The sequence below is a fragment of the Salegentibacter maritimus genome (genome assembly GCF_016236915.1).
In the GTDB taxonomy this organism is placed as follows: domain Bacteria; phylum Bacteroidota; class Bacteroidia; order Flavobacteriales; family Flavobacteriaceae; genus Salegentibacter; species Salegentibacter maritimus.
Map to the genome: position 1 here is coordinate 140,864 of NZ_JAEHOK010000006.1, position 14,778 is coordinate 155,641.

General features: G+C 37.0%; 12 protein-coding genes. 4 read left to right on the forward strand and 8 right to left on the reverse strand.

From position 1 onward, the window contains the following. Positions 1-70: 70 nt before the first annotated feature. From pgi to uvrC, 8 genes are all read right to left on the reverse strand, one after another. The gene (pgi, locus tag I6U49_RS06490) at positions 71-1,702 is read right to left on the reverse strand and encodes a glucose-6-phosphate isomerase (RefSeq protein WP_198628042.1); all 1,632 of its coding nucleotides are present in this window, start codon (positions 1,700-1,702) and stop codon (positions 71-73) included. A gap of 129 nt (positions 1,703-1,831) precedes the next feature. Beyond that, on the reverse strand, positions 1,832-3,070 hold the full coding sequence (locus tag I6U49_RS06495; protein WP_198628043.1) for a peptidoglycan DD-metalloendopeptidase family protein: 1,239 nt from the start codon (positions 3,068-3,070) through the stop codon (positions 1,832-1,834). A gap of 4 nt (positions 3,071-3,074) precedes the next feature. Next, entirely contained in the window at positions 3,075-4,043 is a 969-nt protein-coding gene (locus tag I6U49_RS06500) for a tryptophan 2,3-dioxygenase family protein (RefSeq protein ID WP_198628044.1), read from the reverse strand. Positions 4,044-4,046: 3 nt separating this feature from the next. Beyond that, a complete protein-coding gene (locus tag I6U49_RS06505) occupies positions 4,047-4,826 on the reverse strand; it encodes a DUF3108 domain-containing protein (RefSeq protein ID WP_198628045.1) in 780 nt (259 codons plus the stop codon). Between the two features lie 300 nt (positions 4,827-5,126). Next, entirely contained in the window at positions 5,127-6,269 is a 1,143-nt protein-coding gene (hppD, locus tag I6U49_RS06510; RefSeq protein WP_198628046.1) for a 4-hydroxyphenylpyruvate dioxygenase, read from the reverse strand. 53 nt (positions 6,270-6,322) lie between these two features. Beyond that, a complete protein-coding gene (locus tag I6U49_RS06515) occupies positions 6,323-7,480 on the reverse strand; it encodes a homogentisate 1,2-dioxygenase (protein ID WP_198628047.1) in 1,158 nt (385 codons plus the stop codon). Positions 7,481-7,672: 192 nt separating this feature from the next. Continuing rightward, positions 7,673-9,901 carry a patatin-like phospholipase family protein gene (locus I6U49_RS06520; protein WP_198628048.1) on the reverse strand — a complete coding sequence of 743 codons (2,229 nt, stop codon included), beginning with the start codon at positions 9,899-9,901 and terminating at the stop codon, positions 7,673-7,675. Positions 9,902-9,924: 23 nt separating this feature from the next. Continuing rightward, positions 9,925-11,727 carry an excinuclease ABC subunit UvrC gene (gene uvrC / locus I6U49_RS06525; RefSeq protein WP_198628049.1) on the reverse strand — a complete coding sequence of 601 codons (1,803 nt, stop codon included), beginning with the start codon at positions 11,725-11,727 and terminating at the stop codon, positions 9,925-9,927. Positions 11,728-11,905: 178 nt separating this feature from the next. Between uvrC and I6U49_RS06530 the strand changes: the two genes are divergently transcribed. Genes I6U49_RS06530 through I6U49_RS06545 form a run of 4 tightly spaced genes read left to right on the forward strand, consistent with a single transcriptional unit; the run spans position 11,906 to position 14,746 of the window. Continuing rightward, on the forward strand, positions 11,906-12,331 hold the full coding sequence (locus tag I6U49_RS06530; RefSeq protein ID WP_193710609.1) for an ATP-dependent zinc protease family protein: 426 nt from the start codon (positions 11,906-11,908) through the stop codon (positions 12,329-12,331). After that, on the forward strand, positions 12,328-13,200 hold the full coding sequence (gene rimK / locus I6U49_RS06535; protein WP_193710048.1) for a 30S ribosomal protein S6--L-glutamate ligase: 873 nt from the start codon (positions 12,328-12,330) through the stop codon (positions 13,198-13,200). Before I6U49_RS06530 ends, rimK begins: the two co-directional genes overlap by 4 nt. A 3-nt stretch (positions 13,201-13,203) precedes the next feature. After that, positions 13,204-14,184: a succinylglutamate desuccinylase/aspartoacylase family protein gene (locus I6U49_RS06540; protein ID WP_198628050.1), complete on the forward strand. Its 981-nt coding sequence runs from the start codon at positions 13,204-13,206 to the stop codon at positions 14,182-14,184. Continuing rightward, a complete protein-coding gene (locus I6U49_RS06545; RefSeq protein ID WP_198628051.1) occupies positions 14,177-14,746 on the forward strand; it encodes a 5-formyltetrahydrofolate cyclo-ligase in 570 nt (189 codons plus the stop codon). The genes I6U49_RS06540 and I6U49_RS06545 overlap by 8 nt, the downstream gene beginning before the upstream one ends. Positions 14,747-14,778 lie beyond the last annotated feature (32 nt).

Below are 14,778 nucleotides of genomic sequence, written 5' to 3' on the forward strand. Positions count from 1 at the left end.
AACAAAATTTTAACTATTTGATTCTTTGGAAACTAATGATTTGCACAAATTGTTAACAAAACGGTTATTTTTACTTAAAAAACACCTCTAAAAGCTTTTTAGTAGAAGAATCGTGATTTTTAACCGATTTATCTTCGATTTCCGCAAGAATTTTACTCGCAAGCTGCTTACCCAGTTCAACACCCCATTGATCGTAGCTATAGATGTTCCAAATCACCCCCTGTACAAAGATTTTATGTTCATACATAGCGATAATTTTCCCTAAACTTTCGGGGGTTAGTTTATCTATTAGCAAAGTATTAGTAGGCTTATTCCCCTCAAACTCCTTAAAAGGCACCAACTGCTCTATCTCATCTGTAGATAGGCCCTGGGCCTCCAATTCTTTTTTAACTTCTTCTTTACTTTTCCCCTGAAGCAAGGCTTCGGTTTGAGCAAAGAAATTAGCCATTAGTTTGTTATGATGGTCATTATCCTGATGCAAAGACTCTTTAAACCCAATGAAATCTGCCGGGATCAATTTAGTTCCCTGGTGGATTAATTGAAAAAAAGCATGCTGAGAATTGGTTCCAGGTTCACCCCAAATAAGGGTACCGGTTTGATAATCTACTTTTTTTCCATTTCTATCTACACTCTTTCCATTACTTTCCATAATGGCCTGCTGCAAATAAGCCGGAAGCCTGTTTAAATATTGTGTATAAGGAATTACCGCTTCGCTTTCTGCCCTGTAAAAATTATTGTACCAAATACTTAACAATGCAAGCTGAACCGGAATATTTTCTTTAAAATCTGAAGTTCTAAAATGCTCATCCATTTTATGAGCACCCTTCAACAGGGCTTCAAAATTATTATAACCTACCGCCAAACTTATAGACAGTCCCACGGCACTCCATAGCGAAAAACGCCCTCCAACCCAATCCCACATGGGGAATACATTTTCTATAGCAATACCAAACTCCTCTACCTTTTTTAGGTTAGTAGAAACAGCCACAAAATGCTTAGATACTGCGTCTTTTGGCGCTGTTTTTCTAAACCAGTTTCTAATTGTTGTGGCATTAGAAAGGGTTTCCTGAGTAGTAAAGGTTTTTGAAACTACCAGAAATAAAGTAGTTTCAGGGTTTAAATTCTTTATGGTTTCATAAACATGATCGCCGTCTACATTAGATACATAATGAACCTTTAAATGATTATGATAATATTTCAACGACTCGGTAACCATTACGGGACCAAGATCTGAGCCTCCAATTCCAATATTTACGATATCGGTAAAAGCCTTCCCGGTATACCCCTTTTTCTCCCCACTTATAATTTTTTCAGAAAAATTGCTAATCTTCCTTTTCACTTCCTGCACCTCAGGGACCACATTCTGGTTATCTACTTCTATATTAACATCAGCAGGGGCTCTTAGTGCTGTGTGCAAAACCGCACGGTTCTCAGTTCTATTAATCGCATCTCCACCAAAATAAGAATTTATTGCAGCAGTAAGATCACAGTCTTCTGCCAACTCCAACAACAAATCCCTGGTTTCCGCTGTAATTCTATTTTTACTGTAATCCAGATAAAAATCTTCCCAGGCAATAGAGAACTCTGAAGCTCTCTCAGAATCCTTCTCAAATAACTCTTTAAGTTTCAATTGCTCCACCTGGCTAAAATGCTTTTCTAATTTTTTCCAGGCTGTGGTTTGGGTTGGATTAATATTTTTCATTTTTATTTAATTTTTCGGCTTTGCCTAAACTTTTATTTATCTTAAAATTACACGCACCTTCTATACTTTCGATCTTTAAACCGAAAAAATAGAAGCTTTCATCTATCATGAGAACTTAGTTCTTGCTTTCTAAATCTCTTTATAAGGGATTCCGTCTAATGAGGTTTTCAAATCTTCAATCGCTGCAAGATATTTGTCCTTATGCTCTGGCTCTATATGCTTGGCAGTTGGCAGTTTTTGGCGGTAAGGATCTACCTGCCTTCCATGAACCCAAAAACGATAACACACATGAGGCCCTGTAGCCAGGCCTGTACTCCCAACAAAACCAATAACATCTCCTTGTTTCACACGTTGGCCGTTTCTAACATTTCGTTTGCTCATGTGCAAATACTGGGTGGTATATTTATCGTTATGCCTTACTTTAACATAGTTCCCATTACCTGAAGTATAACTGGAAGCTATTACCGTTCCGTCGGCAGTACTTACAATGGGTGTTCCGTGTGCTGCCGCATAATCGGTTCCCAGGTGAGCTTTCCAACGTTTTTGAACAGGATGAAACCTCCTTTTCGTATATCTTGAAGAGATTCGGCTGTAATTTAGGGGCGCTTTTAAAAAGAAACTTTGCAAAGATTTAGCTTCTTCATCGTAAAAACTAGGTTGCCCGGTCACCGAATCTGTCTTGTATGCAAAAGCATAAAAAGGCCTATCTTCATGTTTAAAAACAGCGGCCTCCACATTTTCTATTCCCGCAAAAATAGTATCATCTATATATTTTTCAGAATAAATCATTTTAAATTGATCTCCTTTCTGGAGCTTAAAAAAGTCGATACTCCATTGATATATATCAGAAAGCTCATACACCAACAAATTGCTCAATCCCTGTTCTGCAACTGCTTCTGAAAGCGAAGAACTCACCACACCGGAAACCTCCCTCTTTTTTATAGTAACAGGCTTCTTTTTACGTGCTGCACTAATGCTATCGCCAATGCCCACCACGGTATAGTTTATCCTATCGTTTTGATAGATAAAATACTGAGGCGTCCTGGCCGAATCTTTTGATTTAAGAATCATGTATTTTCTACCGGCCGTGATCCTTGCGGGATTAAAGGTATCTTTTACCTTCTCTGAAATCTGATATATTTTCCCCCTGTCTACTCCGTGCTGATCTAAAAGGTAACCAAAACTATCTCCCGATTCTATAACACCATTTACCACCTCATAGTCATCCAAAATAAAGCCGAACTCCTTTTTTACAGGCTTGGGCGCCTTTTTTTCGGCTTTCTCAGCATTTAACGCCGTTTCTTTTGTATTATCTTCACAGGCTGTAAAAGCCAATATCAATATTAGTAGGAAACTTAATTTTTTCAATTTTCTAGTAGTTTTTCTTTTCTGTATTAAACATATGGTTTACCCATTCTCTACCCCAATTTTCCAATTCTTCTTCACTCCATAAATAAGGAAAAAAACTATTTTTTTGAAATGTAGGTGGTAAAAATTCCTTCCAATTTGTACCGCCGGTAGCTGCAACCGCCTCTCTATCCTTATTTAAGTACCTATAAGCTGCCCCCATATGCATTAAGGGCCAGTTTACATTTACATAGGTATCAAAATTACGCAATGCTTCCTTTAAAAACTTATTATTTTTAACCGAATCTGGCAGTTCTTTATATTTATGAAAAAGAGTTCTTCCTTTATACTCTGAAGCTATTCGCAAGAAACGCGGCGTATAGCGCTTTTCGAATTGTCTAAGTGTTAAAGTCTTTTCCCTGGTTTTAAGATCTATACCTCCTTCTTTCCAGTAAATATTTTCGTACAATTCCTCCAGGCTATTTTCTTCTGAAAATTTATCCCTAAGCTCATAAGAAACCAAATTTTCCAGGGGCGTAGCATACATTTCTATCATTCTAAATTGTGCTGATTGAAATCCGCTTGCCGGCAATAAAGACATTCTAAATTTTAGAAATTGTTTACGCTCCATCCCTTTTATCATCACATCAAAGGAATCGGTTAGAATTCTAAAATAGCGATTTAAACGATTGTATTTTTCAATTAAAAAATCGGCATCTGGCGATTCTTTTTCAATTATTTGCCGCTGCTCATGGATTATAAGCTTAAAATATAGCTCTGTAATTTGATGATAGGAAATAAAAATTTTCTCATCGGGAAAATGAGTTAGGGTTTTTTGTAAACTCAAAAGGGTATCTATACTTAAATAATCCCAATACGTAAGATACCTATCATGTAAAAGCCCATCTAAATAGGAAGCCAAATCCTGACCTGAATTTTTAAACTTTTCCTCTAATGCAAAAATGCGCTCTGCAATTTCCGGCTTTATTTCCATGTACTATTTCATAATTATTTTAAACGGATGCTTTAAACCTTTGTATGCATCTAAATCGGCATCGAGAGAACCAACCGCAAGATTTGCTTCTATTTTAAGAGGAAGCCTATTTGCATCGTCACTTACCCAAAAAGTAAGGCTTTCTTTCTCTTTAAAAACCCTTCCGGCCATTACATAAGGTCTAAACTTTAAAGTAGCAACTTTCCCAAATTTGGTTCTAATCACCTCCCTACCAAGAAATTTCAATTTGAAATCCATATTCTCATCATCTATAAAAAGATTGAGTCGCATTTCATCTCCGGGCCTAAGCTCGTCGTTCTTAATATTGTTGCGAATATAATAAAATGCCGATAACATATCGTGCACATTTGGCTTGGTAGTGTAGGTATGATGCTCATTATGCTTTCTATCAAAAACATAGGCCTTGTTATCGCTATGATCAAAGTCTATTTCCAGGTCTTTTGTATAACCACCTTCATCAATTTTACGGATAAACTTATAAGGTTTCCCATCTTGCTTATCTATAAAAGTTTGGTAATCGTCATCTACTTTAAAAAACCAATGCAATAATCCGGTAGACTTCCCCCTACCTTTTATATGATAGACAGACTCTCCCTTTATTCTGGTTTCATCTACCTCTAATGTAGCATAACTTGCGTTGAAAGGACCATAATGTATACGAAACTTAAACCATTCTCCGGCACCAAATGCCGTTTGTGGTTGCGCCTGAAGTACAAAGCCTGTAATAAGAAAGAGAAAAATTGTAAATAGACTTTTTTTCATACCAAATTTTTAAATACTGAATTTCAGATTGATTAGGCTAAGTATATTTACAATTTCTATTCCAAATGTATTAAAACAAAAAACCCCATCAAATTAATGAAGGGGTTTTTGTCTTATTAACCAACTAAAACTTAAATTATGAAAAAAATTTATTACATTATTGGTAACCACTCCAAAAATGCGAGCGCAAAATTCCACATTTAGTAGAGTATTAGCAACAATAAAATCAAGTTTAACACAAAACTTTTAGAAGGTATTTATTTTTAACACAAAACAATAATTTACTTCCATTTTTTGTGATTATTGCAAAGTTCCTCGCAAATCCTGCTCCCTTTCTATCGCTTCAAATAAAGCTTTAAAGTTGCCTTTTCCGAAAGATTGAGCTCCTTTTCGCTGAATAATCTCAAAAAACATAGTTGGACGATCTAAAACAGGCTTGGTAAAAATTTGCAAAAGATAACCCTCATCATCCCTATCTACCAATACCCCTAACTCTTTTAAGGGTTCAAGATCTTCATCAATTTCACCAACCCTTTCTAACAAAGTGTCGTAATACGTGTCTGGAACATATAAAAATTCCACACCACGATCCCTAAGCTGGGTTACTGTTTCAATAATATTATCTGTTGCAAGCGCAATATGCTGCACACCTGCCCCGTGGTAAAAATCTATATATTCTTCAATTTGGGATTTTTTCTTTCCTTCAGCAGGTTCGTTTATCGGAAATTTAATCCTACCATTCCCATTACTCATCACCTTGCTCATTAAGGCCGTATAATCTGTAGAAATATCTTTATCATCAAAAGAGACCATTTGCGCAAAGCCCATTACTTTAGCATAAAAATCTACCCATTTATTCATCTCGTTCCAGCCTACATTTCCAACCATATGGTCTATATAATTTAAGCCCGTATCTTTTGCTTCTGCTTTCGTAGCATAAGCCTTATAGCCCGGCAAAAAAGGACCTTCATAATCTTTTCGCTCAACAAATAAGTGAATGGTCTCCCCATATGTATGAATTCCGGAAATTACGGCTTTTCCATGCTCATCTTCCATTTCATAAGGAGCTACATAAGACTTTGCTCCACGTTTTGTAGTCTCTTCATAACTCTTTTTAGCATCATCTACCCAAAGCGCCACCATTTTCACACCATCACCATGCTTATTGATATGGGCATTTATATCGCCATCTGGCTGTAAGGGAGAGGTGAGCACAATTCTAATCTTACCTTGTTGTAGTACATAAGAAACACTATCTTTTCTACCTGTTTCCAGACCAGAATAAGCTACCGGCTGAAAACCCCAGGCGTGCTGATAATAATAAGCCGCCTGCTTGGCATTACCCACATAAAGTTCAACAAAATCTGTTCCCAGGATTGGAAGAAAATCTTCAGCATCCTGCATTACCTTTTCTAATTTTAATGATGTATTATCGGTTGTCATTTTTAAAATTTTAATGCTGTTTTCAATTTTTTGTTATTTAAAATCTACACCCATTATTCTAACCAGGATTTATAATAGGTTTCATCGGCTATCTCCATAGCATCTTCGGTAAGCATAAGTGGCTTGAAGGTATCTACCATTACCGCCAACTCTTCGGTTTCAACCTGCCCAATACTTCGTTCTACAGCTCCGGGATGAGGCCCATGTGGAATTCCCGCCGGATGTAAAGAGATATGCCCTGCCTCAATATCGTTTCTGCTCATAAAATCGCCATCTACATAATAAAGCACCTCATCACTATCTATGTTACTGTGACTATATGGTGCCGGTATACTTTCCGGATGATAATCGTACTTACGCGGACAAAAACTGCAAACTACAAAAGCATCGGTTTCAAAAGTTTGGTGCACCGGTGGCGGCTGATGAATTCTACCGGTTATGGGTTCAAAATCGTGAATAGAAAAAGCATAAGGATAATTATACCCATCGTAGCCCACCACATCAAATGGATGGGTAGCATAAACCATATCGAATATTTCGCCCTGCTTTTTCACTTTTATAATAAAATCGCCTTTCTCATCATTGGTCTCCAACTCATGAGGTTGCCTCAAATCGCGCTCACAAAAAGGCGAGTGCTCTAAAAGTTGCCCAAACCAGTTTCTATAGCGTTTTGGGGTATATATTGGCCTTCTGGACTCAACAATAAACAAGCGATTATCTTCGTCATCAAAATCTATTTTATAAATAGTACCCCTTGGGATTAACAGGTAATCCCCATATTTAAAATCAAGATTACCAAGGTGGGTTCTTAATTTACCTGTTCCTTTATGGACAAATAGCAATTCATCTGAGTCGGCATTTTTATAAAAATAGTCTTTTGTAGATCCTTGTGGAGAAGCCAAAGCAATATCTACATCGCTGTTAGTAAGAACCACTTTTCGGCTTTCAAGATAGTCTGGATTAGGCTTTACCTGAAACCCCTTAAAGCGATAAGACTTTATATTGTTGCCTACAGCTATTTTTGGTTTTACACTATAACTCCCTTTTACTTCTTTTACCTGGGTAGGGCGGTGCTCATGGTAAAGATTAGAAGACATGCCGTCAAAACCAATAGTACCAAAAAGCTGCTCGTAATAAAGACTTCCGTCGGGCTTTTTAAAAACCGTATGGCGTTTATGAGGAATTTTACCGAGTTTGTGATAAAAAGGCATAATTTGATATTTTTATTTAAATCGCAATTTCTAAAAGAATATTGAGAATTTGTTATTTTTTTCGGCATAATTTTACCTTAAAACAAATATCGGGAATTTTTAAAGAAACATTCTTAAAACATCTCTAAAAACAGGATTGTAGAATTTAAAATATTTTCAGCAAAAAGGCATTAAATCCTTATAGGGATCTTATTAAAACCAGAAGCCAAGACTAAAAAACCATTCACTAGCTTTAATTTCGGGCGAGTACGTATATTTTAACTCCAGAGGCCCCACAAAAGTATCTATACCATAACCTAATGCATAACCCGTATAATCTGGAGCGGTAAACCAGTTTCCGGAAGAATACAACTTGTTACCTACATTGGCAATATTAGCCCCTAAAATCACATGATTTTTTCTAAAAATTTCATAATCAAACTCCAGGAGACCTTTAATATAACTATCACCCGAAAGGCTTATAAAATCATATCCGTAAAACGGAACAAAATTATTGATGAGGTTATTTCCGTAGCCACCCAGGGAAAAATCAAGTGTGCTCCCCCCATTATTTCCTATTTTAAACCCTGCTTCAGTCACTATTCTGGCTGAAAATTTATTAAAAGGAGAGAAGGCATATCCCAAAGTTCCCTTAGCTATCGAAAATTCGGCAAAATCATTATTATAATCTGATGAAAACAGGTATACGTGAAAGTCTCCATCAAAATAAACTCCCCTGGAAGGAAAGTATTTATTATCGTAAGAATCATATTTTAAATACCCAAACACACTATAAAAATGACTGTTTTCGAATAGGATTTGTTCATTAAGAGCAGTATCGGGATTTACTAAAGTTTCAGATGCAATTTTCAGGTACTTATGCTCTGCCCCCAAACCAAATGAAAAAACCTGTTTAAACAAAGTCTCCGCATATATTTGGTTAGTAAAGTCACGGTAATCTACATCTATTCTATTTATACCAATATCTTCTAATTGGGCGTTTTTTCTGGCAAAATCAAAAGAAACCGGATGTTCAAATTTATTATAACGTGATTTTATCCCTATGCTCCAATAAAAACCTTTGTCTATGTAATAGTCGAAATTATATCTAAATTGGTCACCAATCACCAGGTCCAGGGAGGCCACATCATTTGAAAACAGCAAACTTTTGCGGGTGTAATTAATCAAGGCTCCAATATTATATAGTTCATCATAATGTAAGCCCAAACGCAAAAGACTTTTATTTTCGCTCTCTTCCATCTTCATGGCCAGCGTATAAAGCCCATCGTCGTTATTAGGAATTAACCGATAATTAATCCTATTAAAATTCCCGGAAGCCGAGAGGTTATTAATCCCACTATTTAAGTCTTTAAGGGTGAAATCTGTAAAATAATTAAGTCGTAATTTCCCCATAATATACGAACGCGGATAGGCATTATTCCCCTCCAGGGTTAAGGTGCTTATTTGAAAAGTATCTATAGCAGAAATCTTTACATTCTGGCGTTTAAGGCTTTGCCGTTCTGCCAACTTTTTAAGTTCGTCTACTCTTTTTAAAGCAGCAACCTCACCGGTATCTATAATTGCCTTCCCTTTTTCGAAAGACATTACCGAAAACGGACTTATATCGGGTTTAATATAAATATCGGTTTTGGGAATTTTCTCTTTCATATCGTTTATAGTACGAAAGTTGCTAATTTGGGTAAGGATATCAAACGCACTACTTAATTCTTCCCTATCTACCAAACTATCCTGCACATCTACTCCAATAATTACTTCTGCCCCTCTTTTTCTAAGTTCTTCTACCGGGTAATTATTCGCTACCCCACCATCTATCAACAACTTTCCATCTATTTTTACGGGACTAAAAACAGAAGGGATGGCACCGCTCGCAGAAACAGCTTGCGCAAAAGAACCTTCATCTAAAATCACTTCCTCCCCGGTTTCCACATCTGCAGCTATACAGAAAAACGGAATAGGCAATTTGCTAAAATCGTCTACGTTTCCTAAATGCATTGTGAGTTGGGACATTAAATTGTAAATATTTTGCCCTCGCGAAAGCCCCGATGGTAAACCTATTTTAAAATTATCAAAAGGGAGGCTTAGTGCGTATTTTTCGGAATCTTCTTTTTCATAAAAAGATTTAGCGCTACGCGGAATATTATCCTGGATTAGGATATTGAAATTGGTCTCATGAAATATAGAATCTAATTGTTGCGCGGTATACCCTGAAGCATAAAGCCCCCCAACAATAGCCCCCATACTACTCCCGCCTATATAATCTATTCTAATTCCAGCTTCTTCTATAACTTTTAGAGCTCCAATATGAGCAAGGCCTTTTGCACCACCACCACTTAAAACCAAACCAACTTTTAAATCTTCCTCATCCTGGGCAAAACCGGGAAGGGCTAAAAGCAGAAAAATTAAAAGCAGTAGTTTTTTCATCTATCTATAATTTTAAAAGCTTATTAAGTTTCTTTTTTAGACTTATAATACTTGTAGATAATCGCGGCTTTAGAAACCCCAATAACTTCGGCCAGTTCTTTCTCTGAGGCTTCTTTTATTCGTTTTACCGATCTAAATTGTCTCAGTAATTCTATCACTGTCTTTTCACCGATTCCGCTTATCTCTTCCAACTCTGTATTTAACGCACTTTTACTTCTTTTGTTACGATGAAAAGTAATTCCAAACCTATGCGCCTCATTACGCAACTGTTGAATAATCTTTAGGGTTTCAGATTTCTTGTCTAAATAAAGAGGAATACTATCTCCCGGATAAAAAATCTCTTCCAAACGTTTCGCAATACCAATAATAGCAATTTTTCCACGCAGCCCTAAAGCTTCCAGGGCTTTTACCCCAGAAGAAAGCTGGCCTTTGCCACCATCAACAATAATTAACTGGGGCAAATCCTCGCCTTCATTCAACAAACGTTTATAGCGTCTAAAGACTACCTCTTCCATAGATGCGAAATCATCGGGGCCCTCTACGGTTTTAATATTAAATTTACGATAATCTTTTTTACTTGGTTTTCCATTTTTAAAAACCACACAGGCGGCTACGGGATTTGTTCCCTGTATGTTGGAATTATCAAAACATTCTATATGAGTGGGCGCTACCTGAAGCCGAAGATCCTCTTTCATTTGTGCCATAATGCGCTTTACATGCCTATCTGGATCTACAATCTTCATCTGTTTAAAACGCTCCTGGCGGTAATACTTGGCATTTCGCTGCGATAATTCTACGATTTTCTTTTTATCGCCCAGTTTTGGGATGGTAACCTTTACATCTTCTCCTGCATCAACTTTAAAAGGAACATAGATTTCTTTTGATTTAGAACTAAAACGCTGCCGTATTTCGGTAATTGCCAATTCCAGTAACTCCCCATCGGTTTCATCGAGTTTTTTCTTCATTTCTATGGTATGCGACCTAATAATTGCCCCATGGGAAAGCTGAAGAAAATTCACATAACCATAACCTTCATCTGAAACTATAGAAAACACATCTACATTCGTAATTTTTGGATTCACGACGGTAGATTTTGCCTGGTAATTCTCCAGCACATCAATTTTGTTTTTAATGCGCTGGGCATCTTCAAACTCCATCTTTTCAGCGTGCTGTTTCATTTGCTCCCTAAATTGTTGCAAAGATTCTTTAAAATCACCTTTTACAATCTGCCTAATTGCCTCAATGTTACTGTTATATTCGGCCTCAGCCTGTTTTGCCTCACAAGGGCCCTTACAGTTCCCCAAATGATATTCAAGACAAACTTTATACTTTCCGTTTCTTATTTTCTCTTCAGAGAGATCGTAATTGCAGGTTCTAAGCTTATACAAACCCTTAATAAGGTCCAGTAATGTATTTACCGTTTTAAAGCTGGTAAACGGCCCATAATATTCGCTGCCGTCCTTTACCAATTTTCGGGTTGGAAAAACTCTTGGAAATCGCTCATTTTTAATACAAATCCACGGATAGGTTTTATCGTCTTTAAGCATCACGTTAAACCGTGGCTGATGCTTTTTTATAAGATTGTTTTCCAAGAGCAAAGCATCGGTTTCAGATTCAACCACAATATGCTTTATCTCCTTTATCTTTTTTACCATTACCCCAATACGATGACTATCGTGACGCTTGGTAAAATAAGAGGTTACTCTTTTTTTTAGGTTTTTAGCCTTCCCTACATAAAGAATTTTTTGGTTTTTATCGTAATATTGATAAACACCAGGACTACTGGGCAAGGTTTGTAATTGTACTTCTAAAGCAGGCGTTTCCATCTTCCCAAAGGTAGAATTTATTATGGGTAGCTCTAAAAATTACGGCCGCCTACAATTGTTAAATTTATATTAAATAAAAAGCAAAGAAACCTGCCCGATATACTTATTTAAAAAGGTAAAGCCATAAATTTTATAATTTCTATAAAAAGATTGCATGGGTATTTTACTAACTTGCAGTATGGAGAAAACAGTAATTGGGCGTTTCGACAAGGCAGACTTCCCTGCTTTGCACCTGGAAGATATCGCTATTAAAATTGACACAGGGGCTTATACTTCATCAATTCATTGCGAGAATATCCTTGAGAAAGATGGGGTTTTAGAATGTATGTTCCTGGATGAAGAACATCCTCTCTACAATGGAAAAAAATTTACTTTTACCGATTATGATATTGTTTTTGTGCGCAGTAGCAACGGCATGATTCAAAAAAGATATCAAATAAACTCTACTATTAAAATTTTTAATAAGGTCTACAAAATTTCACTTTCTTTGTCCTCACGACAGGAAATGAGGTTTCCAGTATTAATTGGCCGAAAATTCCTTACCAAAAAATTCATAGTAGATACCGAATTAACTGACGTTTCTTACAATCTTAAACAACAATGAAAATAAAAATCCTTTCGCGTAATAGCCATCTTTACTCTACCAAACGACTAGTGGAAGCAGCTACCAAACGTAAACACGAAGTAGAAGTAGTAGATCCGCTAAAATGCGATATCGTAATTGAAAAGCGCAAACCCAATATATATTACAAAGGAGCCTATATAGAAGACGTAGACGCGGTAATACCACGAATTGGGGCTTCGGTCACTTTTTATGGAACCGCAGTAGTACGCCAGTTTGAGATGATGGGGGCCTTTACCACCACCGAATCGGAATCTCTTATTAGAAGTCGCGATAAATTGCGTAGCCTACAAGTGCTTTCCAGAGCTAAAATTGGACTTCCAAAAACGGTTTTCACCAACTACTCCAGAGATGTTTCGGGGGTTATAAAGCAAGTAGGCGGCACACCTTTGGTTATAAAACTACTGGAAGGAACCCAGGGAGTAGGTGTAGTTTTGGCAGAAACCAAAAATGCTGCAGAATCTGTTATTGAAGCTTTTAATGGCTTACAAGCTCGTGTAATTGTTCAGGAGTTCATCAAAGAAGCAAAAGGCGCAGATATTAGGGCCTTTGTGGTAGATGGCCACGTAATAGGCGCTATGAAAAGACAGGGTAAAGATGGAGAATTTAGATCTAATTTACACCGTGGTGGAAGCGCAGAGGTAGTAGAACTTACCGACGAAGAAGAAATAGCAGCCGTAAAAGCTACTAAAGCCATGGGACTTGGTGTTGCCGGAGTAGATATGCTTCAAAGTGCCCGCGGCCCATTAATTCTTGAGGTTAATTCTTCTCCAGGACTGGAAGGTATTGAAAGAGCCACCGGGAAAGATATCGCTAAATCTATTATAAGATATATAGAACGGAACGTTTAGTAGATGGCAAGAATAACCAGTGATAATGTCCTGGAAATCCTGGGCGAAAAAGTAAAACCCGGAAAAAGTGCCACGATCAACTTCAACATGGCCAAACTCTACACGACAACCTCTGTAGAAGTTCCGGTAATTATTGAACGCTCTATAAAGCCGGGACCTGTGGTACTCATTACCGCCGGAATTCACGGCGATGAGATTAACGGGGTAGAAATTGTTCGGCAAATTATTTCTAAAGGAATCAACAAACCTCAAAAAGGGACTATTATTTGTATTCCCGTAGTCAACATTTTTGGGTTTTTAAATTTACGTAGAGAATTTCCCGATGGGCGCGACTTAAACCGAATGTTTCCCGGAACAAAAAATGGATCGCTGGCCAGCCGTTTTGCATTTCAATTTGTTAAAAATATACTCCCCCTGGCCAATTTCTGTTTAGACTTTCATACCGGAGGTGCCAGCAGATTTAATGCCCCACAAATAAGGGTAAAGCGTGGGGATGAACAAAGCATTAAATATGCCCGTATTTTTAGCGCTCCATTTACCATTCACTCTAAAACAATCACAAAATCCTATCGTGAAACCTGTTCCAAAAAAGGAATTCCTGTACTCCTATTTGAGGGCGGAAAATCTAGAGACAGCAATAAAGAAATCGCAAAATTTGGAGTAGAAGGGGTGATGCGTATTTTGAGTTTTTTAGAAATGTTACAGCCAAAATTCGAATATCCAGATCCCATTGGCGATACCGTGGTTATTGAAAACAGTATTTGGATGCGCGCCAAATACAGCGGATTATTACATATAAAAATTCCTTGCGGGAAACATGTAGAAAAAGGTGAATATATTGGAACCATTACCGACCCCTATGGTAAATTTAGGCATAAAATAAAAGCCGTTAATACCGGCTACGTAATCAATATAAACGAATCGCCTATTGTATACCAGGGCGATGCTATTTTTCATATTTCAGCCCCAACTAAAGATGAATAAAACAGCACTCCGAAAGAAATACAAAAACTTACGCCTAGGGCTTTCTGAAGAAAAAATAGAGGAATTAAGCCTGGAAATAGCCAACAACCTTTTACAGCTACCCATTTGGCAAAAAGAATTTTATCATCTTTTTCTTAATATAGCCGAACAAAAAGAAATTGCTACCGAATATATTTTACATATTCTGCAAGGCAAAGACAAAAATGTGGTGCTGTCTAAAACCAATATTCAGGAGCATACATTAGATCATTTTTTACTAACCGACAATAGTGTAATAAAGAAAAATAAATGGAATATCCCAGAACCTGAGGGAGGTATTGCCATTGCCCCAAACCAGCTTGATGTGGTTTTTGTGCCATTACTGGCATTTGATGAAACAGGGCACCGTATTGGTTATGGTAAGGGATTTTACGACAATTTTCTTAAGGAATGTAAACCAGATGTACTAAAAATTGGGCTCTCATTTTTTAAAGCCGAGCCCGAATTTAAAGAAGTATTCAACAGCGATGTACCACTAGATTATTGCGTTACACCAAATAAGATATATAGCTTTAAAAATTAGGGAATTAAGAAGTTTTATGTTATTTTTAACAA

Bases quoted from the DNA above. Each gene is read 5' to 3' on its own strand.
- I6U49_RS06500 (WP_198628044.1), bottom strand. From the start codon at position 4,043: ATGGAAATAAAGCCGGAAATTGCAGAGCGCATTTTTGCATTAGAGGAA.
- I6U49_RS06505 (WP_198628045.1), bottom strand. From the start codon at position 4,826: ATGAAAAAAAGTCTATTTACAATTTTTCTCTTTCTTATTACAGGCTTT.
- pgi (WP_198628042.1), bottom strand. From the start codon at position 1,702: ATGAAAAATATTAATCCAACCCAAACCACAGCCTGGAAAAAATTAGAA.
- uvrC (WP_198628049.1), bottom strand. From the start codon at position 11,727: ATGGAAACGCCTGCTTTAGAAGTACAATTACAAACCTTGCCCAGTAGT.
- hppD (WP_198628046.1), bottom strand. From the start codon at position 6,269: ATGACAACCGATAATACATCATTAAAATTAGAAAAGGTAATGCAGGAT.
- I6U49_RS06540 (WP_198628050.1), top strand. From the start codon at position 13,204: ATGGCAAGAATAACCAGTGATAATGTCCTGGAAATCCTGGGCGAAAAA.
- I6U49_RS06515 (WP_198628047.1), bottom strand. From the start codon at position 7,480: ATGCCTTTTTATCACAAACTCGGTAAAATTCCTCATAAACGCCATACG.
- I6U49_RS06530 (WP_193710609.1), top strand. From the start codon at position 11,906: ATGGAGAAAACAGTAATTGGGCGTTTCGACAAGGCAGACTTCCCTGCT.
- I6U49_RS06545 (WP_198628051.1), top strand. From the start codon at position 14,177: ATGAATAAAACAGCACTCCGAAAGAAATACAAAAACTTACGCCTAGGG.
- I6U49_RS06520 (WP_198628048.1), bottom strand. From the start codon at position 9,901: ATGAAAAAACTACTGCTTTTAATTTTTCTGCTTTTAGCCCTTCCCGGT.
- rimK (WP_193710048.1), top strand. From the start codon at position 12,328: ATGAAAATAAAAATCCTTTCGCGTAATAGCCATCTTTACTCTACCAAA.